Here is a 21,300-nt window from a genome sequence, read left to right as displayed (position 1 = left end):
GGGTGAGGGCGCAGCGAAGTAAAGGAGGAGGGGCGGCGAAGCCGACCCGGGGGACATGAGCGGAGCCCTCACCTCGCCCTCGCCGATGACCGCTCCAGCCGGAGAAAAACATCGACAACAATAGGCCGCATGCGCCTAAGACACATCGAAGTTTTCAACGCGGTGATGCTCACCGGCAGCGTGAGCGCCGCCGCCCGCATGATCAACGTCACGCAACCCGCCGTGAGCCGCACGCTGCAGCACGCCGAGATCCAGCTCGGTTTCCAGCTGTTCCAGCGCGTCGGCGGGCGCCTGCGGCCCACCGCCGAAGCGCAAACCCTGTACCCCCACATCGAACGCCTGTTCGCCCAGCTCGACGAAGTGCAACGCCTCTCCGCCAGCCTCAAGGCCGGCCGCGGCAAAGGCGAGCTGCGCGTGCTCACCGTGCTCGCCCTGAGCTACGAAGTCTTCCCGCGCGCCATGCGCCTGTTCCGCGAAAAACACCCCTCCGTGCGCGTGCACCACGAAGCGCTGCATTCGCCCCAGATCATCTCCTCCCTCGTGCTGCAGGAAGCCGACGTGGGCTACGTCTTCAGCGCCGTGTCGCATCCCGCGCTCGTGCAGGAACAACTGGCCGACCGCCACGTCGTGTGCGTGGTGCCCAAGGGCCTGCTGACCGCGCGCCAGGTCAAGGCCGGCACCATCACGCTGACGCAACTCTCCAGGCTGCCCGTGATCGCCCTCGACGGCCAGGACCCACTGGGCCTGCTGCTGGCCCACACCGTGCGCGACAGCGGCGCCGGGCTCAAGGAAGTGATGACCGTGCAGACCTACCACGTGGCGCTGGCGCTCGCGCACCACGGCGTGGGTGTGGCCATGGTGGAGAGCTGCACCGCCGCCTCGGCCGATCTCGCCAAGGTCGACGTGCTCAAGCTCGAACCCACCGTGCCCACCACGGTGCGCATGCTGCGGCCCACCGCGCGGCCGAATTCGCTGACCACGCGCGCCTTCACGCGCTGCATGCAACAGGCGCTGCTGGAGACGGCGGGCTGAGTTTCAGAGGCCGCTCTGGCGCAGCTGCGCCGCGAGCCGCTGCGCGCTGCCGAAGGCCAGGGTGAAACCCAGGGCACCGTGTCCGGTGTTGAACCACAGGTTGTCGGGCCCGCCGCGCAGCCGCCCCAGCACTGGCAGCCCGGTGGGCGTGGCCGGTCGCAGGCCGGCCCAGGGCCGCAGATCGTCGCTGCAGCGCGCGTCGGGGAACAGGGCCTGGGCGCTGGCCACCAGCGAGTCGATGCGGTCAACGGGGATGTGCGTGTTCTCACCCACCAGTTCGGCCATGCCGGCCACGCGCAGGCGCGAACCCAGGCGCGCGAACACCACCTTGCGCGCGGCATCTGTCACGCTCACACGCGGCGCCGCGCCAGGTGCCTCGCTCACGTCCAGCGTGAGGCTGTAGCCCTTGAGCGGGTAGACCGGCACGCGCAGGCCCAGCGTGCGCGCCAGCGGGTGCGAGGCGGTGCCGAGCGCGACCACGAAGGCGTCGGCCTCGATCGGGCCGCGCGGGGTGTCGGCCGCCACGATGCGATCGGCCGAGCGGGTGAGCCGGGTGACCGGCGTGTCGAACGCGAAGCGCACGCCCTGCGCGAGCAACAGGCGCAGCAGCTCCAGGCAGACCTGGTGGCAGTCGGCCGCGCACTCGCTGGGTGTGTGGATGGCGCCCGCGAAGCGCGGCGCGTAGCCCGCCAGCGCGGGTTCGATCGCCACGCATTCGGCGGGCGAGAGCGCGTGCTGCGTTGGGCTGCCGAGTTCGCGCTGCAAGGCCATCTGGCGGCGCGCGGCGGCGAAGCTGGCCTCGTCGGCGCACAGCACCAGCTTGCCGGTGGCGGAGAAGTCGCAGGCGATGCGTTCCTCGGCCATCAGGCGTTCGAAGCCGGCGCGGCTCTCGGCCGCCAGGGCCAGCAGGCTGGCCGTGGTGCGCCGAGACACGCCAGCGCGGCAGGCGGCCAGGAACTGCAGGCCCCAGGCCCATTGGTGCGGGTCGGGCTGCAGGCGCAGCTTCAGCGGTGAATCGGCCGCGAACAGCAGCTTGGGCAACTGGCGCCAGATGCCCGGGTCGGCCAGCGGTTGCACGTAGGCGTAGCTCAGCTGCGCGCCGTTGGCCGCGCTCGCGCCGGTGCCGGCCTGCGCCCGGTCGACCACGGTGACCTCGAAGCCCTCGCGCCGCAACTGCCAGGCCGCCGCCAGCCCGACGATGCCGGCACCGAGCACGCACACGTGGGGGCGCCGTTGGGAGGAAGCGTTCATGGGGCGAACTGTAGGCAAGCCGCGCCAGAGCGAAAAATGCCAATCGCGACAAGGCCCATGCCGCGAACTCATGGACAGGCCATAACCGAAAGGCATGGAACGGGGTGAAAAAGGCATTTTTCCCAGGGCGCCGACGCTGCCTACACTGCGCCTGAATTGCTGTCCCCACCCCGTCCTTCCTGCATGAGTTCCACCCGCGTCTTCCACCGCCAGTTGCACCGCCCCATGCCCTTTGCCGTGAGCGGCCAGGGCATCACCCTGACCGACCAGGCCGGCAAGACCTACCTCGACGCCTCGGGCGGCGCGGCCGTGTCCTGCCTGGGCCATGGGCACCCGGATGTGTTGGCCGCGATGCACGCGCAGATCGACCAGCTGGCCTACGCGCACACCAGTTTCTTCACCACCGAGGTGGCCGAGGAACTGGCGAACGTGCTGATCGATTCGGCGCCGGCGGGCATGAGCCACGTGTATTTCGTGAGCGGCGGTTCCGAGGCGGTGGAGGCCGCGCTGAAGATGGCGCGCCAGTATTTCGTGGAGATCGGCCAGCCGCAGCGGCGGCACTTCATCGCCCGCCACCAGAGTTACCACGGCAACACGCTGGGCGCGCTGGCCGTGGGCGGCAACGCCTGGCGGCGCGAGCAGTTCAAGCCGCTGCTGATCGACGTGACGCACGTCTCGCCGTGCTACGAGTACCGCGACCGCCGGGCCGACGAAACCGCCGAGCAGTACGGCCAGCGGCTGGTGGCCGAGCTGTCCGAGGCCATCGACCGCCTGGGTGGCGAGAACGTGATGGCCTTCGTGGCCGAGACGGTGGGCGGCGCCACGGCGGGTGTGCTCACCGCCGTGCCCGGCTACTTCAAGGGCGTGCGCGAGCTGTGCGACCGCCACGGCATCCTGCTGATCCTGGACGAGGTGATGTGCGGCATGGGGCGCACTGGCACCCTGCATGCCTGCGAGCAGGAGGGTGTGGTGCCGGATCTGATGACGGTGGCCAAGGGCCTGGGCGGTGGCTACCAGCCCATCGGCGCGGTGCTGGCGCAGGGCACGGTGGTGGACGCCTTCCGGCAGGGCAGCGGCCTGTTCCAGCACGGCCACACCTACCTGGGCCATGCGATCGCCTGCGCGGCCGCGCTCGCGGTGCAGCGCGTGATCCAGCGCGATGGCCTGCTGGCGCAGGTGCGCGAGCGCGGGCAATTGCTGCACGCGCTGTTGCAACAGGCCTTCGGCGACCACCCGCGCGTGGGCGACATCCGGGGGCGCGGGCTGTTCTGGGGCCTCGAGCTGGTGGCCGACCGCGGCAGCCGGCAGTGGTTCGATCCCGCGCGCAAGCTGCACGCCCGCATCAAGAGCGAGGCCATGGCCGGCGGCCTGATGGTCTACCCCATGGGGGGCACGGTGGATGGGCGCTGCGGCGACCACGTGTTGCTCGCGCCGCCCTTCATCAGCACGCCCGCCGAGCTCGAGCAGATCGTGGCGCGGCTCGCCGGCGCCATCGACCGCGCGGTGGCCGCCTGATGGGGGAAAACCCCGTCGCCGTCGCAGCGGGTCTGCACGAAGCTTGCTTGCTCGTGAAAAGCCTTCGTGCCCGCACCCAGTTTGTTCCACCCCGTCGAAACCTTCAGGAGCCATCCGCATGAAAAAGATCCCCCTCAGCCTGAGCACCCTGGCCGCCGCAGCCGCCCTGATGACGCCCATGGCACCGGCCCAGGCGCAGCAGAAGTTCATGACCATCGGCACCGGCGGCGTGACGGGGGTGTATTACGCGGCGGGCGGCGCGATCTGCCGGCTGGTGAACAAGGACCGCGCCAAGCATGGCATCCGCTGCTCGGTGGAGTCCACCGGCGGCTCGGTGTTCAACGTCAACACCATCAAGGCCGGTGAGTTGGACCTGGGCTTCACCCAGTCCGACGTGCAGTTCAATGCGCTCAAGGGCGTGGGCCAGTTCAAGGACGCGGGCGCCTACGGCGACCTGCGAGCGGTGTTCGCCGTGCACCCCGAGCCCTTCACGGTGGTGGCCCGCAAGGAAGCCAACATCACCAAGTTCGAGGACTTCAAGGGCAAGCGCTTCAACGTCGGCAACCCGGGCTCGGGCACGCGCTCCTCCATGGAAGAGCTGCTGGCCGGCATGGGCTGGAAGCTGAGCGACTTCTCGCTGGCCTCCGAACTCAAGGCCGACGAACACGGCCCGGCGCTGTGCGACGGCAAGATCGACGGCTTCTATTACGCCGTGGGCCACCCGAGCGCCAACATCCAGGATCCCACCACCTCGTGCGGTGCCAAGCTGGTGTCCATCACCGGCCCGGCCGTGGACAAGCTGGTGGCCGAGAAGCCGTATTACGCCAAGGTCACGCTGCCCGGTGGCCTCTACCCGAACAACCCGCAGCCTACCCAGACCTATGGCGTGTCCGCCACCGTGGTGGCCTCGAGCAAGACCTCGCCCGAGACCGTGTACCAGGTGGTCAAGGCGGTGTTCGACAACTTCGACGAGTTCAAGAAGCTGCACCCCGCGCTGGCCAACCTGACGCCCGAGGGCATGGTCAAGGACGGCCTGAGCGCGCCGCTGCACGAAGGCGCGCTGAAGTTCTACAAGGAAAAGGGCTGGGTCAAGTGAGGTGACGCGCCGGGCCGCGTGAGCGGCCCGCCTTGCCATGAAGGGCGAAGGTGCTTCGCCGTTTCTTTTGACCCTCCCCACCGCCGTCCAGGCCCGGAGCGCCCATGAGCACCGACATCGAAAAAGCCCCCGAAGCCCTGCAGCAACTTGTGGCCGACAGCGACACCGGCGGCCGCAAGCCCACCGGGTGGACGGCCGGTGTGGTGTTCACCGTGTGCCTGCTCTGGGCGCTGTTCCAGTACTGGTACGCCTCGCCCCTGCCGTTCGAATTCGGCATCGGCATCCTCAACGACACCGAGGCGCGCGCCATCCACCTCGCGTTCGCGCTGTTCCTGGCGTTCCTCGCCTGGCCGGCGTTCAAGCGCTCGCCGCGCAACCGGGTCCCGTGGGTGGACTGGCTGCTGGCCGGCGTGGCGGCCTTTGCCGGTGCCTACGTGATGCTCTTCTATGCCGAGCTCGCCACCCGGCCCGGCACGCCCACCACGGTGGATGTGGCGGTGTCGGTGGTGGGCCTGCTGCTGTTGCTGGAGGCCACGCGTCGCGCGGTGGGCTGGCCCATGGCCGTGCTGGCCGTGATCTTCCTGGCCTACTGCATGCTCGGCCCTTGGCTGCCCGAGGTGATCGCCCACCGGGGCGCCTCGCTCAACCGCCTGATCTCGCACATGTGGCTCACCACCGAAGGCGTGTACGGCATCGCGCTGGGGGTGTCGGCCGGCACCATCTTCGTCTACGTGCTGTTCGGCGCGCTGCTCGACCGGGGCGGCGGCGGCAACTACATGATGCAGGTGAGCTTCGCGGCGCTGGGGCACCTGCGCGGCGGCCCGGCCAAGGTGGCGGTGGTGTCGTCGGCGCTCAACGGCACCATCTCGGGTTCGTCGGTGGCCAACGTGGTCTCCGGCGGCATCTTCACCATCCCGCTCATGAAGAAGGCGGGTTATGGCGGCGTCAAGGCCGGCGCGATCGAAACCATGTCCTCGGTGGACGGCCAGATCATGCCGCCCGTGATGGGCGCCGCGGCCTTCCTGATGGTGGAGTACGTGGGCATCCCGTACTCGGACATTGTCAAGCACGCCTTCCTGCCGGCCATCCTCTCGTACATCGGCCTGTTCTACATCGTGCACCTGGAGGCGCTCAAGCTGGGCATGCAGCCCATCGTCAAGCGCACGCCCACGCCGCTGCGCGACCGCGTCATGCGCAACGCACTCGGTGTGACCGGCACCGTGGTGCTGGTCTGCGCGCTGTACTACCTGATCCTCGGCTTCAAGGCCGTGCTGGGCCCGGCGGCCCCGTATGCCGTGGGCGCGCTGGTGCTGGCGCTCTACCTCGTGGCCGTGTGGCAGGCGGCCAGCTGCCCGGACCTGGCGACCGACATCGACATCGACAACCCCAAACCGCTGCAGACCTGGCCCACGGTGCGCGCCGGCCTGCACTTCATCATGCCCATCGGCATCCTGATCTGGTGCCTGATGGTGGAGGAGATGTCGCCCGCGCTCGCGGCCTTCTGGGCCGTCACCTCGCTGGCGGTGCTCATGGCCACGCAGCACCCGCTGATCGCGCTGTTCCGGCGCCTGCCCATGGGCAATGCCTGGCAGGAGAGCTGGCGCTCGGTGCTCGACGGTTTCCACAACGGCGCGCGCAACATGATCGGCATCGGCGTGGCCACCGCCACGGCGGGCATCGTGGTCGGCGGCATCACGCTCACCGGCCTGGGCCTGCGCATGACCGAGTTCGTCGAGCTGGTCTCGCAGGGCAGCGTGATCCTGATGCTGCTGTTCGTCGCGATCTCCTGCCTGGTGATCGGCCTGGGCGTGCCGACCACGGCCAACTACGTGCTGGTGGCCACGCTGATGGCGCCCGTGGTGGTGGAACTGGGCGCGCAGTCGGGCCTGATCATTCCGCTGATCGCGGTGCACATGTTCGTCTTCTACTACGGGATCATGGCGGACATCACGCCGCCGGTGGGGCTGGCGACGTTCGCGGCCTCGGCCATCTCGGGCGAGGATTCGCTGCAGACCGGCATCCAGGGGTTCATCTACGCCGCCCGCACGCTGATCCTGCCCTTCATCTGGATCTTCAACCCGCAGCTGTTGCTGATCAATGTGGAGGACCTGGCGGAGACGCTGCGCGTGATTGGGGCCAGCATCGTCGCGATGCTGCTGTTCGCGGCGATCACCATGAACTGGTTCCGCATCAAGAGCCGCTGGTGGGAGAACGTGCTGCTCGGCATCGCCGTGGTGCTGCTGTTCCGCCCGGACGTGTTCATGGACCGCCTCGCACCCCCGTACCGCGACGCGCCGCCGGCCGAGGTGTTCGACATCGCGCGCGACAAACCCGAGGATGGCCGCATGGTCTTCGTGCTGCAGGGCACCACGCTGGAAGGGCGCGACCTGACCAAGACCGTGGCCGTGCAACTGGGCGCCAGGGGCGAGGACGGGCGCAAGCGCCTGGACGAAGCCGGACTGCGCCTGGTCGGGCTGGGCGATCAGCTGCAGGTGGCGCAGGTCAAGTTCGGTTCGCGCGCGGCCAAGTCGGGCTTCGAGCAGGGCTGGGACGTGGTGGCGGTGAAGATGCCCTCGGGCCGGGCCACGCCGCACTGGTTCTACCTGCCGGCGCTGTTGCTGGTGGCGCTGGTCTGGTGGAGCCAGGGCCGGCGCATGGCTGTGCCACGCACCTTGAAGGTGGCCTGACATGCGCATCGCCCTGATCCATGCGCTGGCCCATTCGGTCGCGCCCATCAACGAGGAGCTCGCCCGCGCCTGGCCCGAGGCCGAGCGCATGAACCTGCTCGACGACAGCCTGTCGGCCGACCTGGCGCGCGATGGCAAGGGACTGGACGCGGCCATGCACCAGCGCTTCGAGTCGCTGGCGGCCTACGCCGAAGGCACGGGGGCCAATGCCATCCTGTTCACCTGCTCGGCATTCGGTTCGTGCATCGAGGCGGTGGCGGCGCGGCGCCCGCACATGCCGGTGCTCAAGCCCAACGAAGCCATGGTGGCCGAAGCCGTGGCCGTGGCGCGCGGCGGCCGCATCGGGCTGGTGGCGTCCTTCGCGCCCACCCTGACTTCCATGCCGCCGGAGTTCCCGGCCGGCACCGAACTGGTCACCTGCCTGGCCGAAGGCGCCATGGACGCCCTCAACCGGGGCGACGACGCCGGCCACGACGCGCGCGTGGTCGAGGCCGCGCGCTGGCTGGTGGGGCAGGGCTGCGACGTGATCGCGCTGTCCCAATTCAGCATGGCGCGCGCGCAGCTGGCGGTGCACAAGGCGGTGGGCATGCCGGTGCTCACCACGCCCGGCAGCGCGGTCCGGGCCCTGCGGCACCGCCTGGGGGCCTGAGGCCGTCCGGCCAGGGTGGGCGCTGCAGCTACAATCTAAGGTTGCCGTGAAGTGGACAACCGGCCGTCCAGCGCTGCTTTTGCGCTGCACCGGAAAACCCCCTACGAGGCGCGCGGGTGGCGAAATTGGTAGACGCACCAGGTTTAGGTCCTGACGCCAGCAATGGTGTGGGGGTTCGAGTCCCCCCCCGCGCACCACACCACAGACGAACAGACAGACCCCCCGGGTCGGCCAGACAGGCTGGTTGACCGACACCCTTTTGGAGAAAGCCATGACCGTGAACGTTGAAACCCTGGAAAAGCTCGAGCGCAAGATCACGCTGACGCTGCCGGCCGATGTGATCCAGAAAGAAGTGTCCAACCGCCTCAAGCGCATCGCGCGCGACGTGAAGATGGACGGTTTCCGTCCCGGCAAGGTGCCGATGAACGTCGTGGCCCAGCGCTATGGCTATTCGGTGCACTACGAGGTCATGAACGACAAGGTCGGTGAAGCCTTCGCCACCGCCGCCAACGAAGCCCAGCTGCGCGTGGCCGGCCAGCCCAAGATCACCGAGAAGGAAGGCGCCCCCGAGGGCCAGCTGACCTTCGACGCCGTCTTCGAGGTGTATCCGCAAGTCAAGATCGACGACCTGACCACCGCCGCCGTGGAAAAAGTGGCTGCCGAAGTGGACGACGCCGCCATCGACCGCACGCTCGAGATCCTGCGCAAGCAGCGCCGCACCTTCGCGCAGCGCGCGCAGGACCAGGCCGCCCAGGACGGCGACCGCGTCACCATCGACTTCGCCGGCAAGATCGACGGCGAGCCCTTCGAGGGCGGCAAGGCCGAGGCCTTCCAGTTCATCGTCGGCGACGGCCAGATGCTCAAGGAATTCGAAGACGCCGTGCGTGGCATGAAGACGGGCGAGTCCAAGACCTTCCCGCTGGCCTTCCCCGCCGACTACCACGGCAAGGACGTGGCCGGCAAGACCGCCGACTTCCTGGTCACGGTCAACAAGATCGAAGCTGCCAACCTGCCGGCCGTGGATGAGGCCTTCGCCAAGTCCCTGGGCATCGCCGACGGCACGGTGGAAGGCCTGCGCGCCGACATCCGCAAGAACCTGGAGCGCGAAGTCAAGTTCCGCCTGCAGGCCCGCAACAAGCAGGCCGTGATGGACGCCCTGGTCGCCAAGGCCGAACTGGATCTGCCCAACGCGGTCGTGCAGTCCGAGCTGGAGCGCCTGGTGGAAGGCGCCCGCGCTGACCTGAAGCAGCGCGGCGTGAAGGACGCCGACAAGGCCCCGATCCCCGAAGAGCTGTTCCGCCCGCAGGCCGAGCGCCGCGTGCGCCTGGGTCTGGTGGTGGCCGAGCTGGTGCGCGCCAACGAGCTGCACGCCAAGCCCGAGCAGATCAAGGCCCACATCGAAGAGCTGGCGGCCTCCTACGAGAAGCCGGCCGACGTGGTGCGCTGGTACCAGGGCGACAACCAGCGCATGGCCGAGGTGGAAGCCATCGTGATCGAGAACAACGTCACGGAGTTCGTGCTGTCCAAGGCACAGATCACCGAAAAGTCGGTCAGCTTCGACGAACTGATGGCCCAGGCCTGATTTCCTTCGCGGCGGGATGCTGGAACAGGGCGGAGCGATCCGCCCTTTCTTTTTCGGGTTTGCCCCCCATCTGGAGGTACCTCCCTCCGCCTGTCCTGCGGTCGTCCCGGTCAAGCCACCGGTCGCCGTGGGGCCACATGGGGTTGGTTACAGTAGTGATATGGCAAGCATCAACACACGGAGTAACGCATGAGCGCAATGGACATTCAAGGTTTGGGCATGGTGCCCATGGTCATCGAGCAGTCGGGCCGCGGCGAGCGTGCGTACGACATCTATTCGCGCCTGCTCAAGGAGCGCGTGATCTTCCTGGTGGGCCCGGTCAATGACCAGTCGGCCAACCTGGTGGTGGCGCAGCTGCTGTTCCTGGAAAGCGAAAACCCCGACAAGGACATCTCGTTCTACATCAACTCCCCGGGCGGCTCGGTGAGCGCGGGCATGGCGATCTTCGACACCATGAATTTCATCAAGTCCGACGTGTCCACGCTGTGCATCGGCATGGCCGCGAGCATGGGCGCGTTCCTGCTGGCCGCCGGCGCCAAGGGCAAACGCTTCGCGCTGCCGAACTCCAAGGTCATGATCCACCAGCCGCTGGGCGGCACCCAGGGCCAGGCCACGGAAATCGAGATCCACGCCCGCGAAATCCTCAAGACGCGCGAGCAGCTCAACAAGATCCTCGCGGAGCGCACCGGCCAGCCGCTGGAGAAGATCGAACGCGACACCGAGCGCGATTACTACCTCTCGGCCGCCGAATCGGCCGAGTACGGCCTGATCGACAAGGTCATCGACAAGCGCCCCGGCGCGGTCTGACCCCGTCCAGGCCATGGCCACCCATGGGCCGCCAAACCCGGGAGACGGTGCCAAAACCGGCGCTTTTCCCCCGTTTGGCCCCTATGGGGCTTGAACTATCATTGTTGTTACCGCTTCATCCGAGCCCCCAGACCTATGGCCGACAAAAAAGCCGCCTCCAGTGAAAAAGCGCTCTACTGCTCGTTCTGCGGCAAGAGCCAGCACGAGGTCAAGAAGCTGATCGCCGGCCCCTCGGTGTTCATCTGCGACGAATGCATCGACCTGTGCAACGACATCATCCGTGACGAGTTGCCCGGCCTCGAATCCGTCAAGGCCTCGGGCGACGACGTGCCCACGCCGGCCCAGCTCAAGGCCAACCTGGACAACTACGTCATCGGGCAGCAGAACGCCAAGCGCGCGCTGGCCGTGGCCGTCTACAACCACTACAAGCGCCTGCGCCACAAGGTCGCCGCCCGCAAGGACGACGTCGAGCTGGCCAAGAGCAACATTCTCCTGATCGGACCCACCGGCTCGGGCAAGACGCTGCTGGCCCAGACCATGGCGCGCATGCTCAACGTGCCGTTCGTGATGGCCGACGCCACCACGCTGACCGAAGCCGGTTACGTGGGCGAAGACGTGGAAAACATCGTCGCCAAGCTGCTGCAGAGCTGCAACTACGACGTCGAGCGCGCCCAGCAGGGCATCGTCTACATCGACGAGATCGACAAGATCACGCGCAAGTCCGACAACCCCTCCATCACCCGCGACGTATCGGGTGAGGGTGTGCAGCAGGCCTTGCTCAAGCTGATCGAAGGCACGATGGCCTCGGTGCCGCCGCAGGGCGGGCGCAAGCACCCCAACCAGGACTTCCTGCAGGTCGACACCACCAACATCCTGTTCATCTGCGGCGGCGCGTTTGCCGGCCTGGAGAAGATCATCGAGAACCGCACCGAGGCCTCCGGCATCGGCTTCGGCGCCGTGGTCAAGAGCAAGAAGCAGCGCAGCATCACCGAATCCTTCAAGGAAATCGAGCCCGAAGACCTGATCAAGTTCGGCCTCATCCCCGAGCTGGTGGGCCGTGTGCCGGTGATCGCCGCGCTGTCGGAACTCAGTGAAGACGCGCTGGTCGAAATTCTCACCGAGCCCAAGAACGCGGTCGTCAAGCAGTTCTCCCGCCTGCTGGCGATGGAAGGTGCCGAGCTCGAAGTGCGGCCCGCCGCGCTCAAGGCGATCGCCCGCAAGGCCCTGGCCCGCAAGACGGGCGCGCGAGGCCTGCGCTCGATCCTGGAAAACGCGCTGATCGACACCATGTTCGATCTGCCTGGCATGAGCAATGTGGAGAAGGTGGTGGTCGACGAGTCGACCATCGAGGAAAACAAGCCGCCCTTGCTGGTGTACCGCGAGGCGGCCAAGCAGGCTTGACGCGCCGGCTTCGACCAACCCCGTCACGGATGCGTCCGGTTGAGATCGCTCGCACCGACCCCATTTACCCGTTTTAGTCGAGGTTGAAATGTCCGGACAGACCCCCCTTCCCAGCACGCCGGTCGAACTGCCACTCCTGCCTTTGCGCGATGTGGTGGTGTTCCCGCACATGGTCATCCCGCTGTTCGTGGGCCGGCCCAAGAGCATCAAGGCGCTGGAGTCCGCGATGGAGGCCGAGCGCCGCATCATGCTCGTGGCCCAGAAGGCCGCCGCCAAGGACGAGCCGTCGACCGACGACATGTTCGAAATGGGCTGCGTCGCCACCATCCTGCAGATGCTCAAGCTGCCTGACGGCACCGTCAAGGTGCTGGTCGAAGGTGTGCAGCGCGCCAAGGTGCTGACCATCCGCGATGGAGAAAGCCATTTCATCGCCAGCGTGAGCCCGGTCGACCCGGCCGTGGAGCGGGCCGACACCCAGTCCAACGAACTCGAAGCACTGCGCCGCGCCGTGATGCAGCAGTTCGACCAGTACGTCAAGCTCAACAAGAAGATCCCTTCGGAGATCCTCACCTCGATCTCCAGCATCGACGACCCGGGCCGCCTGGCCGACACGATCGCCGCGCACCTGCCGCTCAAGCTCGAGTCCAAGCAGGTGGTGCTGGACCTCGATCCGGTCAACAAGCGGCTGGAGAACCTGTTCGAACAGCTCGAGCGCGAGGTCGACATCCTCAACGTCGACAAGAAGATCCGCGGGCGCGTGAAGCGCCAGATGGAAAAGAACCAGCGCGACTTTTACCTGAACGAGCAGGTCAAGGCGATCCAGAAGGAACTCGGCGAAGGCGAAGAGGGCGCCGACATCGAAGAGATCGAGAAGAAGATCAAGGCCGCCAAGATGCCCGCGGAAGCGCGCAAGAAGGCCGATGCCGAGTTCAAGAAGCTCAAGCTGATGTCGCCCATGTCGGCCGAGGCCACCGTGGTGCGCAACTACATCGATGCGCTGGTCGGCCTGCCCTGGAGCAAGAAGACCAAGATCAAGCACGACCTCGCGCATGCCGAGGCGGTGCTGAACGAAGACCACTACGGCCTGGAGAAGGTCAAGGACCGCATCCTCGAGTACCTCGCGGTGCAACAGCGCGTGGACAAGGTCAAGGCGCCCATCCTGTGCCTGGTCGGCCCACCCGGTGTCGGCAAGACCTCGCTGGGGCAGTCGGTGGCCAAGGCCACGGGCCGCAAGTACGTGCGCATGGCGCTGGGCGGCATGCGCGACGAAGCCGAGATCCGCGGCCACCGCCGCACCTACATCGGTGCCATGCCGGGCAAGGTGCTGCAGAGCCTGAACAAGGTCGGCACGCGCAACCCGCTGTTCCTGCTCGACGAGATCGACAAGCTGGGCACGGACTTCCGCGGCGATCCTTCGAGCGCGCTGCTGGAGGTGCTGGACCCCGAGCAGAACCACACCTTCGGTGACCACTACATCGAAGTCGACTTCGACCTGTCCGACGTGATGTTCGTCGCCACATCGAACTCGATGAACATTCCGCCGGCCCTGCTGGACCGCATGGAGGTGATCCGCCTCTCGGGCTACACGGAAGACGAGAAGACCAACATCGCGATCCGCTACCTGTTGCCCAAGCAACTCAAGAACAACGGCATCCGCGAAGGCGAGCTGGACGTGCGCGACGACGCCGTGCGCGACATCGTGCGCTACTACACCCGCGAAGCCGGTGTGCGTTCGCTCGAACGCGAGCTCTCCAAGATCTGCCGCAAGGTGGTCAAGGGCCTGCTGCTCAAGAAGTACACGCCCACCGTGGTGGTGAGCGCCGACAACCTCAGCGAATTCCTGGGCGTGCGCAAGTACAGCTACGGCCGTGCCGAGGCGCAGAACCAGGTGGGCCAGGTGGTCGGTCTGGCGTGGACGGAAGTGGGCGGCGATCTGCTGACCATCGAAGTGGCCATCATGCCGGGCAAGGGCGTGATCACGCGCACGGGTTCGCTCGGCGATGTGATGAAGGAATCGGTGGAAGCGGCCCGCACCGTGGTGCGCAGCCGCGCCCGCATGCTGGGCATCAAGGACGAGCAGTTCGACAAGCGCGACATCCACATCCACGTGCCCGATGGCGCCACGCCCAAGGACGGCCCGAGCGCCGGTGCGGCCATGACGACCGCGCTGGTCTCGTCGCTCACGGGCATTCCCGTGCGCGCCGATGTGGCCATGACGGGTGAGATCACGCTGCGCGGTGAAGTCACGGCGATCGGTGGCCTGAAGGAAAAGCTGCTGGCCGCTTTGCGTGGCGGCATCAAGACCGTGATCATCCCGGAAGAGAACGTGAAGGACCTCGCCGAGATTCCCGACAACGTGAAGCAGGGCCTGGAGATCGTGCCGGTGAAATGGATCGACAAGGTCCTCGCCATCGCGCTCGAACGCCAGCCCGTGCCACTCACCGAAGAAGAGGTCGCGGCCCAGATCGCGGCGGCCAGCGTGAGCAAGCCGACGGCGTCTCCCGACGCGGTGAAACATTGATCAAAAAATTTCGGGGGACTTGAAAGAGCCCCTTTTTTCGGGTTAGAATCATGGCTTACCGAAATGCAGCGGCAAACGCAATAGCAGATGCAGCAGCAGGTGGTAAGAAATGCGGGAATAGCTCAGTTGGTAGAGCGCAACCTTGCCAAGGTTGAGGTCGCGAGTTCGAATCTCGTTTCCCGCTCCAAATTCAAAAGGGAAGCTCTGCTTCCCTTTTTTGTCGGAGTTTGAGATCGGTGTCTTTGATGCCGGTCCTGACGGCGCGATAGCAAAGCGGTTATGCCCCGGATTGCAAATCCGGTTAGTCCGGTTCGACTCCGGATCGCGCCTCCAAAAATACCTGATCGAAACATCCAGCTCGCCCATGGCGAGCTTTTTTTCGTCTGCTCGCCGCGGCTCAGCCCTGGAAGTCCAGGGCGTTGGGTTCGAGTGGCAGGTTCTGCGCACCTCGCAGCAGGCCGATCACTTCCGCGAAGGCATGCACCTCGTCACCCAGGCCTTCGGCGCGGAAGCTCGGCCGTTCCTGCCCCACCGCCGCGACGTGCGGCTTGATGGTCTGGGCGGACTTGCCGTCGAAGCTGGTGAAGGCTGCCCGCACGGGCGTTTGCACGACGCAGCGGCGCAGATCGAAGCCGGTCTCGCAGCCGATGAGGTAGATGCGGTCCTTCTGCATCGAGGCCGGCTCCATCGGCACGAACCCCGCCAGGATGCAGTCGCCGGCCCTCACGCCGAAGCCCATGTCCCTGCGGGCGCGGTAATAGCAAAGCTCGGCATCCTGGGTGGCGCGCCCACCGGCCATGTCTTCGGGCAGGCAGATGGCCAGGTCCTCGCCCGGGCCGATGGCCGGGACGACCCGGGTGCCCTGGGGCAGCGCGTCGGCGCTGGGGTCGAGGAAGTAGCCGGGTGATTGCTGGGTCAGCGCGCAAAGGGTGAGCAGGGCCTCGTAGTCCGGGAGCACATCGCCTGTGAGGAAGGCCGAGGCCAGGCTTTCGTCCACCCCGAGCCTGAAAGCCAGTTCGCGACTTTTTTCACGCATGGCGCCTGGAAAGCCCAGGCGATCCAGGCTCATTCTCAATCGAGCCCTAAAGCGCGCGGAAAGATCGCCGATAGACAGAGGTTCAAGACTTGGCATGAGGGCTGGGCGTTGGGGTGTGGGCGTCGCAAATGGCCTGGTGCCATGGTAGACGCCAACCGGCTGGCTGGGAGTAACACAATGCGCCTTTCGGGCGCGTTGGCGACGCAGCTCGAGAACAGACAGGGGAATGTACACAGATGATGACAGCGCTGATGGACTCGCGGATTCAAGGCAATCTGCACCTGCCCACCTATGAAAGGGCCATTCGCGCCGAAAACCTCAAGGCGCTGGCCCGGCGTTGGCACATCGCGCGCAGTTCCGAGCTGGTCGACCCACGTGTCATCGCACGCTGGTTCCCGGGGCAGCGCAACCTGCTGGAGCTGCTGGCCCTGCTGAGCGAGGATGAAGTCATCAAGCTGGCGGACTGCTCGCATCCGCTGTTTTCCATGATGATCCACACGGGGCTGCTGCCCACGACATCGGCGTCGCTGGTGCAGCCGGGTGAATTCGAGGCCGCCAATCGCCAGGAGGCCTTCATGGCGCTGGCGGTGCGCGTCGACAGCATCAAGACTTCGTTCGACGAGGCCTGCGTGCTGTTCGATCTTTCGATGAGCGAAGCCGTGCACGTCCGCCGCTTCGGACCGCACGAACTCTGGGACATCTCGGCCAACCCGGGCCTGGTGATGTTTCCGGTGGCCAGTGACCACTACTTCGAGGCCGCCGCCACGCGCGACCTGACCTCTTCGCAGAAAACGCAGTTCATGGTCATGAGCCGGCGTTCGAAGAACCGCATTCACTGAAACCAGGGACATCACCATGATCAACACCGCAGGCCGAGCCCTTGCTTCTTCTGGACACAAACGCGTCCTCTTCGAGGACCAGGTATCGGACGAGCGATTCGAGGCCCTGATCGAGTTGACCTCGCGCACCAAGCTGATCGTCAAGCTGCTGGGCACCGACGTGAGCGAGCAGCGGATCAAGGAGGAGATGGACCGCCGTCTTGGGCAGTACGGTATCAAGGTCAAGCGGCCCAGAGGCCTGGGACAAACCACTACGGCCAAGACCTTCCTCGACAGCGCGGCGGAGCGCTTCGAGGCCTCGTACCTGATGGCCCTGCATTTCGGATCGCGCGGCATTGGCGAGTACGCCGTGGTCGAGACGAATTTCGGCAAGGCGCTGGACAAGATGATCGAGGTCTACAACAAGTACCGCCGGACGGTGCCGCCCGTGGGCGACAGCCAGCGCATCACGTTCGAGACCTATGCGTTGCTGGTCGAGGGGCTGCAAAGCCGCGAGATCGAAGTCCGGCAGTGCGGCGCCTGCAATACCAAGCACCCGGTGGTCAAGCAGCACCAGGGCCCCGCGCATTGCCCCGCCTGCGCCACGCAGGACCTTCGCATGGACGAAGCGCGCGCCGAGGTGCAGGCCCGCATCGCCGCGTACCGCCAATCGCGCAACCAGATGCCGAAGTTTGGCTGACACCTTCCCTCTACGGGGCAAAACGGCACCGTAGACCGGGCGGTCGCCGAGGCATTGGGTAGAAAAATACCCGGATGCTTGAAACGTGGCTCTCATCCCTCCCGTCGCGGTCCTGGCCGATCCGCTCAGCGCATGACGCGTCCGCGCCTTCCCGCGCGCGCGGCTCGACATGACGCAGATCTTTTCGCTCAACGCGGCGCGCACCCGCCAGGGCAAGGCGGTCCAGGGCGGTGGAGGCACCGCCTACTGGCCCTTGCAGGTCCTGGAGTCGGGTGGGCCCGAGCAGTGGATCCACGATGCGCTGGCCGGCCAGCCTTATGAGGGGTTCGGCCTTTCCTGCTGGGCGCAGCAACCCAACCTCAAGGAGGCCACGCTCAGGCTGGCGTCCTTCATCACACCCTGTTGGCCGTCCGAGGACGGCTCCTCCCTTCTGGTGCGTGCCATCGGGGAAGCGGTCAAACGCTCCGAGGTGGCCGTCGGCAACGGCGAGACCTTCACCGGCCGCTTCGTGGGGGTCTACCTCTACGGCCTGACCATGCACGCGAAGGATGTGGCGCGCGTCTCCATCTCCGGTGTGGACCGGTTCGGCATGGTCCAGCGCTGGCGGCATTTTTCGGAGCCGCTGCAGGCCTGGGCGGTGCGCCATGGCATCGACACACTGGTCGCCGAGGTGTCCGATCCCTTGCCCGCCGAGGTCACCATCGTGGGCATCCGCACGCACATGGTCGTTCGGGTGTCGGACCCCATCGACACCGGCTACCTCATGAAACACGCGGCCCAGGGGTGATGGCGAGCACCGGTTGCCCATGCACAGCGATGACCACGCCCACCTGTACGGACTGAGCGCACGGCGCGCGCCGCGGCACAACCCGGCGTCCTGTTTCGCGTGCCACAAGTACCTGCTCTCCAGCATCATCCAGGTGCTGCAGGAGCGCGAGCATGCGCCACGGCAGGGGCCTGCCGTGATGCTTCGCGTGGTCCACGCGCATTCGCAGCTCGATGCCGACTCGGGCCCTGGCTCGCTCGATTTCACCGAAACCAGCGCCTGGGGCGAACTGCGCTCCGGAGACCCCCACGAGCCTCGGCCGTTCGCCCTGTCGGTGTTCGACACCCTGAGCACCGCGGGTCTGGGCGGCTCACTGGCCGACATGCTCTTTCGGCTGGCGCCCGTTCCATGGGCCCAGACCGCCAGCCTCACCGACGAGGAGGTCGCGCACAACAGCATCGTGCACCTCGCGTTCGCACCGCGCCTGCCGGACGATCCCCTGGTCGTTCACAGTTGCAACGCGGCGGGGCAGGGCGTGACCCACCTGCGCCGGTCGGACCGCTGGCAACGTGTCTCCGGCGAAGAGGTCGTGCGGGCCGCATTGCGGCATGCGCACATCACGGGCAAGGGCCCCTCCCAGTCTGGCAACCCGCGGCAAGCCCGCGATGTGCCCACCGCCATGCCCTCCAGCGAGGCCTTCACCAGCACCAGCGAGATTCTCAAGGCCTTCGATCACATCCTCGTGCGGGCCGCCGTGAGAGAGCTGCAGAACCAGGAGGCGATGGAGAGCGGGCGCAGGAGCGTGTGGTTGTGAGCCGAACACCCGGGAGCGAACCTTGTTGTACCCCCTGAACATCCCTTGCCCGCGCAGTGCCGCCGATCGGGCATCGGCGCCCGCGGCCACCGCCGTGCCCGCCAGGCTCAGCGCCGTCGGGGCCGGTCCCGGTGTCGATCTGGGGGTGGTCGTTCATCTGTGGTCCGAGCACTCCCCGCCCGATGGCAAGGCGCTGTGTGGTGCGCGGCCCAGCGGCATCTTCCATCGATGGCAAGCCCGCTCGGGCGAGCCGGTGTCCTGTGTGAAGTGCCTGGCGGTTCTGGCGGAGGAGAACGCCATGGGCCGCGAGCCTGCCGCCCCCGATGCCCGAACCGTGGAACCGTTTGCTGGAGTCTGTGCACCATGAACCCATCCCTCGTGTCTTCCGCCACACCCGGTTTTCGCCCGCGGGGCGACATTCATCCGGATGACCGCGCTGGCGACGTCATCCCCATGTACCAGCACACGGTCAAGACCCCGCACATGAAAGCCATGCAGGACGTGCTGGACATCACCGCGGTGATCGACTCGGTGCTGGCGCGCGACTTCGGTGGCAAGGGCCGGGGCATCCACTCCAAGCTCGACAGCGTGCGCCACCCGGTGCCGGCCCGGCTGGACCGGCGGCTGCGTTATCTCGCGGCCGTGCGCAACAAGGCCCTCAACGAGCCGGACTGGGAGATTCCGCAGCGCGAGCGCTACCTGGCCGAATGCCGGGCCGCCGCCATCCGCCTGCTCGACATCGGCCGCCGGCGCCAGCGCAGGGCGCACCTGCTGCGCCGCTGGCTGGCGCGCCTGTCGGGCGGCTGAGCGCCGCCCGCGCGATCAGCACCCGAGCGCGGCCAGGCCGGACGCCGCCATCGCCGTTTCCACGGGCAGCGTGAAGTAGACCGCGCAGCCGTGGCCCGGCGTGCTGTCGAGCCAGATGCGGCCGTTGTGGCGCTGCACGATGCGCTGGCACAGGGCCAGGCCCGCGCCGTAGCCCTCGAAGTCCAGCGAGTGGTGCTGGCGCTGGAACATGAGGAACAGGTTGCTGGCCTTGGCGACGTCGAAGCCGGCTCCGTTGTCCACGATGAAGAACAGGCAGGTGCCGTCGCTCTCCGTGCGGCAGCCGATCTGGATCTCGGCCGGCTCGACCTTGCGCGTGAACTTCATGGCGTTGTCCAGCAGCCGCGTGAACAGGTCGTTCACCATCGCCGCGTCGGCCACCACCATCGGCAGATCGGGCTGGATCTCCCACTGGATCTGGCGATCGGGGGCGGCCTGCCGCAGGCGCGAGACCACACCTTCGAGCACGTTCGTCATCGCCAGCCGCTCGGGGTGCAGGTCGATGCGGCCGATGCGCGAGTAGGTCAGCAGGTTCTCGATCATCGCGTTCAGGCGCTGCGAGGCCCGCTTCATGGCATCGCGGAAATGCCGGATCTCTTCGCTGGCGTTCTCGCCCAGTTCCTCGGCGATGAGGCCGGCGAAGGTGTTGATGTGCCGCACCGGCCCACGCAGATCGTGCGTGATGGAGTGGGTGAAGATGTCCAGGTCCTTGTTCGGCACGGTGTGCTGGCGCACCCGCTGGGTCACGCGCCGGTCCAGTTCGGCGTTGAGGTCGTTCATGACCCGGTCCAGGTCTTTCATCGCGGTCATGTCGCGCGTGATGCAGGACAACCCTTCCAGCTCGCCGTTGTCGCCGCGCAGGGCTGTGATCAGGGTCTGGCCCCAGAACGCCTCCGCACCGGCGCGCTTGAGCCAGCCACGGGTTTCCCATTGGCCGCGATCGATGGCCAGCCGGATGGTGTCGTCGATGCCGATCTCCGCCTCTTCACCGACGCGCGGCGCGGCCATGTCGGCCAGGTGCATGTTCCCCACCTGTTCCCGGGAAAAGCCGTGCAGGCGGTGCGCGCTCTCGCTCCATTCGGTGATGCGCCCCACCGGGTCGAGGAAGTAGATGCAGGAGTCCTGCAGCGCATCGGCCATGAGGTCGAAGCGGCGCTTGTTCTGCGCGAGGTCGTCCACGCGCGCTCGCCCGGCGACCTCCTTCGTTTCGACGAAGACCCCCCGGACCACGCCGTCGTGCACGTCGGGCGTGAACGAGGTCTCGGTGAAGGTGTGGGCACCTCCCGGTGTGGACTGCTCCGTGAGCCGCAGCTGTTTCTCGCCACCCAGGGCCTGCATGAAGCGCGGCAGCAGGGCGGGCAGGGCATCCTGGGGAAAACAGTCCTGGAACGGCCGGCCTTCCAGCGCCGAAGGGTCGATGCGCAGGCCGTCGCAGAAGGCCTGGTTGCCAAAGCGGCAGCGCAGATCGAGATCGAAGTGCGCGAGTTGCCATGGCAAGCGGTCGGCAATCGAACGCGCCAGCGCCGCCTGTTCCTGCAGCCGCTCGATCGTCAGGGCGCGGGAGGCCTTTTCTGCGGCCTGGGTCGAGGGGGGCGCGGACGGTTCAAGGGTGGGCATGGGGAGAGGTGCTTTCTGTCGGTGGCGCTGCCGTGCGCAGCCTTGCACACCAGCCAACGCCCGGAGATGGGGCGGCGCGTGCGGCGTCAACCATACCAGCAGCCTGTGGCGGCTGTGCGACTCGGCGTTGCGTCCTGCGTCAAACGTCCTCAAATTTTTCCGCCCATTCCGAGCAAATTGACA

At 66.9% G+C, this 21,300-nt stretch carries 17 protein-coding genes and 3 tRNA genes; 17 read left to right on the top strand and 3 right to left on the bottom strand.

What is annotated here, in order from left to right:
- Positions 1–129 precede the first annotated feature (129 nt).
- Positions 130–1,032, top strand: a complete 903-nt coding sequence (locus AC3WPZ_RS09725; protein ID WP_382157133.1) for a LysR family transcriptional regulator — start codon at positions 130–132, stop codon at positions 1,030–1,032.
- A 3-nt stretch (positions 1,033–1,035) separates the two neighbouring features.
- Here the strand turns inward: AC3WPZ_RS09725 and AC3WPZ_RS09720 are convergent, their stop codons facing one another.
- Entirely contained in the window at positions 1,036–2,283 is a 1,248-nt protein-coding gene (locus tag AC3WPZ_RS09720; protein WP_444686785.1) for a D-amino acid dehydrogenase, read from the bottom strand.
- A 183-nt stretch (positions 2,284–2,466) separates the two neighbouring features.
- Between AC3WPZ_RS09720 and AC3WPZ_RS09715 the strand changes: the two genes are divergently transcribed.
- The 11 genes from AC3WPZ_RS09715 to AC3WPZ_RS09665 all read left to right on the top strand — a co-directional run bounded on the left by AC3WPZ_RS09715 (position 2,467) and on the right by AC3WPZ_RS09665 (position 14,874).
- On the top strand, positions 2,467–3,798 hold the full coding sequence (locus AC3WPZ_RS09715) for an aspartate aminotransferase family protein (RefSeq protein WP_444686784.1): 1,332 nt from the start codon (positions 2,467–2,469) through the stop codon (positions 3,796–3,798).
- 118 nt (positions 3,799–3,916) lie between these two features.
- Positions 3,917–4,894 carry a TAXI family TRAP transporter solute-binding subunit gene (locus AC3WPZ_RS09710; RefSeq protein ID WP_382325382.1) on the top strand — a complete coding sequence of 326 codons (978 nt, stop codon included), beginning with the start codon at positions 3,917–3,919 and terminating at the stop codon, positions 4,892–4,894.
- A 104-nt stretch (positions 4,895–4,998) separates the two neighbouring features.
- Positions 4,999–7,581, top strand: a complete 2,583-nt coding sequence (locus AC3WPZ_RS09705; RefSeq protein ID WP_444686783.1) for a TRAP transporter permease — start codon at positions 4,999–5,001, stop codon at positions 7,579–7,581.
- Position 7,582: 1 nt separating this feature from the next.
- Positions 7,583–8,230: an aspartate/glutamate racemase family protein gene (locus tag AC3WPZ_RS09700; RefSeq protein ID WP_382325378.1), complete on the top strand. Its 648-nt coding sequence runs from the start codon at positions 7,583–7,585 to the stop codon at positions 8,228–8,230.
- A 110-nt stretch (positions 8,231–8,340) separates the two neighbouring features.
- A tRNA-Leu gene (locus AC3WPZ_RS09695) sits at positions 8,341–8,427 on the top strand.
- A 74-nt stretch (positions 8,428–8,501) separates the two neighbouring features.
- Complete coding sequence (gene tig, locus AC3WPZ_RS09690; RefSeq protein WP_382157143.1) at positions 8,502–9,812, top strand: trigger factor; 1,311 nt, start codon at positions 8,502–8,504, stop codon at positions 9,810–9,812.
- A 189-nt stretch (positions 9,813–10,001) separates the two neighbouring features.
- Entirely contained in the window at positions 10,002–10,619 is a 618-nt protein-coding gene (clpP, locus tag AC3WPZ_RS09685) for an ATP-dependent Clp endopeptidase proteolytic subunit ClpP (RefSeq protein WP_137916933.1), read from the top strand.
- 135 nt (positions 10,620–10,754) lie between these two features.
- The gene (clpX, locus tag AC3WPZ_RS09680) at positions 10,755–12,020 is read left to right on the top strand and encodes an ATP-dependent Clp protease ATP-binding subunit ClpX (protein ID WP_382157145.1); all 1,266 of its coding nucleotides are present in this window, start codon (positions 10,755–10,757) and stop codon (positions 12,018–12,020) included.
- A gap of 88 nt (positions 12,021–12,108) precedes the next feature.
- On the top strand, positions 12,109–14,541 hold the full coding sequence (gene lon / locus AC3WPZ_RS09675; protein ID WP_382157147.1) for an endopeptidase La: 2,433 nt from the start codon (positions 12,109–12,111) through the stop codon (positions 14,539–14,541).
- Positions 14,542–14,652: 111 nt separating this feature from the next.
- Positions 14,653–14,728, top strand: a tRNA-Gly gene (locus AC3WPZ_RS09670).
- 72 nt (positions 14,729–14,800) lie between these two features.
- A tRNA-Cys gene (locus tag AC3WPZ_RS09665) sits at positions 14,801–14,874 on the top strand.
- Between the two features lie 64 nt (positions 14,875–14,938).
- Here AC3WPZ_RS09665 and AC3WPZ_RS09660 read toward each other — a convergent pair.
- On the bottom strand, positions 14,939–15,610 hold the full coding sequence (locus AC3WPZ_RS09660; RefSeq protein ID WP_444686782.1) for a hypothetical protein: 672 nt from the start codon (positions 15,608–15,610) through the stop codon (positions 14,939–14,941).
- Between the two features lie 218 nt (positions 15,611–15,828).
- Here AC3WPZ_RS09660 and AC3WPZ_RS09655 point away from each other — a divergent pair, with 218 nt between their 5' ends.
- The 5 genes from AC3WPZ_RS09655 to AC3WPZ_RS09635 all read left to right on the top strand — a co-directional run bounded on the left by AC3WPZ_RS09655 (position 15,829) and on the right by AC3WPZ_RS09635 (position 19,482).
- Positions 15,829–16,416: a hypothetical protein gene (locus AC3WPZ_RS09655; protein ID WP_291112465.1), complete on the top strand. Its 588-nt coding sequence runs from the start codon at positions 15,829–15,831 to the stop codon at positions 16,414–16,416.
- A gap of 16 nt (positions 16,417–16,432) precedes the next feature.
- Entirely contained in the window at positions 16,433–17,095 is a 663-nt protein-coding gene (locus AC3WPZ_RS09650; RefSeq protein ID WP_382157151.1) for a hypothetical protein, read from the top strand.
- A 169-nt stretch (positions 17,096–17,264) separates the two neighbouring features.
- Positions 17,265–17,882, top strand: a complete 618-nt coding sequence (locus AC3WPZ_RS09645) for a hypothetical protein (protein WP_382325374.1) — start codon at positions 17,265–17,267, stop codon at positions 17,880–17,882.
- 19 nt (positions 17,883–17,901) lie between these two features.
- Positions 17,902–18,675, top strand: coding sequence for a hypothetical protein (locus AC3WPZ_RS09640; RefSeq protein WP_382325372.1), 774 nt, complete (start codon positions 17,902–17,904; stop codon positions 18,673–18,675).
- 363 nt (positions 18,676–19,038) lie between these two features.
- Positions 19,039–19,482 (top strand): hypothetical protein, encoded by a 444-nt coding sequence (locus AC3WPZ_RS09635; RefSeq protein ID WP_382157157.1) that lies wholly within the window; start codon positions 19,039–19,041, stop codon positions 19,480–19,482.
- Positions 19,483–19,497: 15 nt separating this feature from the next.
- Here AC3WPZ_RS09635 and AC3WPZ_RS09630 read toward each other — a convergent pair whose 3' ends face one another.
- Positions 19,498–21,117: a sensor histidine kinase gene (locus tag AC3WPZ_RS09630; RefSeq protein WP_382325370.1), complete on the bottom strand. Its 1,620-nt coding sequence runs from the start codon at positions 21,115–21,117 to the stop codon at positions 19,498–19,500.
- Between the last annotated feature and the right edge of the window lie 183 nt (positions 21,118–21,300).

Source organism: Hydrogenophaga sp. FW305-3-2-15-A-LB1 (genome assembly GCF_058787875.1).
The sequence above is the reverse complement of the archived record's forward strand: the minus strand, read 5'-3'. Positions and strand labels throughout refer to the sequence as shown.

What these genes read in the sequence shown, in the direction of transcription:
- AC3WPZ_RS09645 (WP_382325374.1), top strand. Translation starts at nt 17,265, where the DNA reads ATGACGCAGATCTTTTCGCTCAACGCGGCGCGCACCCGCCAGGGCAAG.
- AC3WPZ_RS09710 (WP_382325382.1), top strand. Translation starts at nt 3,917, where the DNA reads ATGAAAAAGATCCCCCTCAGCCTGAGCACCCTGGCCGCCGCAGCCGCC.
- clpP (WP_137916933.1), top strand. Translation starts at nt 10,002, where the DNA reads ATGAGCGCAATGGACATTCAAGGTTTGGGCATGGTGCCCATGGTCATC.
- lon (WP_382157147.1), top strand. Translation starts at nt 12,109, where the DNA reads ATGTCCGGACAGACCCCCCTTCCCAGCACGCCGGTCGAACTGCCACTC.
- clpX (WP_382157145.1), top strand. Translation starts at nt 10,755, where the DNA reads ATGGCCGACAAAAAAGCCGCCTCCAGTGAAAAAGCGCTCTACTGCTCG.
- AC3WPZ_RS09635 (WP_382157157.1), top strand. Translation starts at nt 19,039, where the DNA reads ATGAACCCATCCCTCGTGTCTTCCGCCACACCCGGTTTTCGCCCGCGG.
- AC3WPZ_RS09655 (WP_291112465.1), top strand. Translation starts at nt 15,829, where the DNA reads ATGGACTCGCGGATTCAAGGCAATCTGCACCTGCCCACCTATGAAAGG.
- AC3WPZ_RS09720 (WP_444686785.1), bottom strand. Translation starts at nt 2,283, where the DNA reads ATGAACGCTTCCTCCCAACGGCGCCCCCACGTGTGCGTGCTCGGTGCC.
- AC3WPZ_RS09660 (WP_444686782.1), bottom strand. Translation starts at nt 15,610, where the DNA reads ATGAGCCTGGATCGCCTGGGCTTTCCAGGCGCCATGCGTGAAAAAAGT.
- AC3WPZ_RS09650 (WP_382157151.1), top strand. Translation starts at nt 16,433, where the DNA reads ATGATCAACACCGCAGGCCGAGCCCTTGCTTCTTCTGGACACAAACGC.
- AC3WPZ_RS09705 (WP_444686783.1), top strand. Translation starts at nt 4,999, where the DNA reads ATGAGCACCGACATCGAAAAAGCCCCCGAAGCCCTGCAGCAACTTGTG.
- AC3WPZ_RS09640 (WP_382325372.1), top strand. Translation starts at nt 17,902, where the DNA reads ATGCACAGCGATGACCACGCCCACCTGTACGGACTGAGCGCACGGCGC.
- AC3WPZ_RS09725 (WP_382157133.1), top strand. Translation starts at nt 130, where the DNA reads ATGCGCCTAAGACACATCGAAGTTTTCAACGCGGTGATGCTCACCGGC.
- tig (WP_382157143.1), top strand. Translation starts at nt 8,502, where the DNA reads ATGACCGTGAACGTTGAAACCCTGGAAAAGCTCGAGCGCAAGATCACG.
- AC3WPZ_RS09715 (WP_444686784.1), top strand. Translation starts at nt 2,467, where the DNA reads ATGAGTTCCACCCGCGTCTTCCACCGCCAGTTGCACCGCCCCATGCCC.
- AC3WPZ_RS09700 (WP_382325378.1), top strand. Translation starts at nt 7,583, where the DNA reads ATGCGCATCGCCCTGATCCATGCGCTGGCCCATTCGGTCGCGCCCATC.
- AC3WPZ_RS09630 (WP_382325370.1), bottom strand. Translation starts at nt 21,117, where the DNA reads ATGCCCACCCTTGAACCGTCCGCGCCCCCCTCGACCCAGGCCGCAGAA.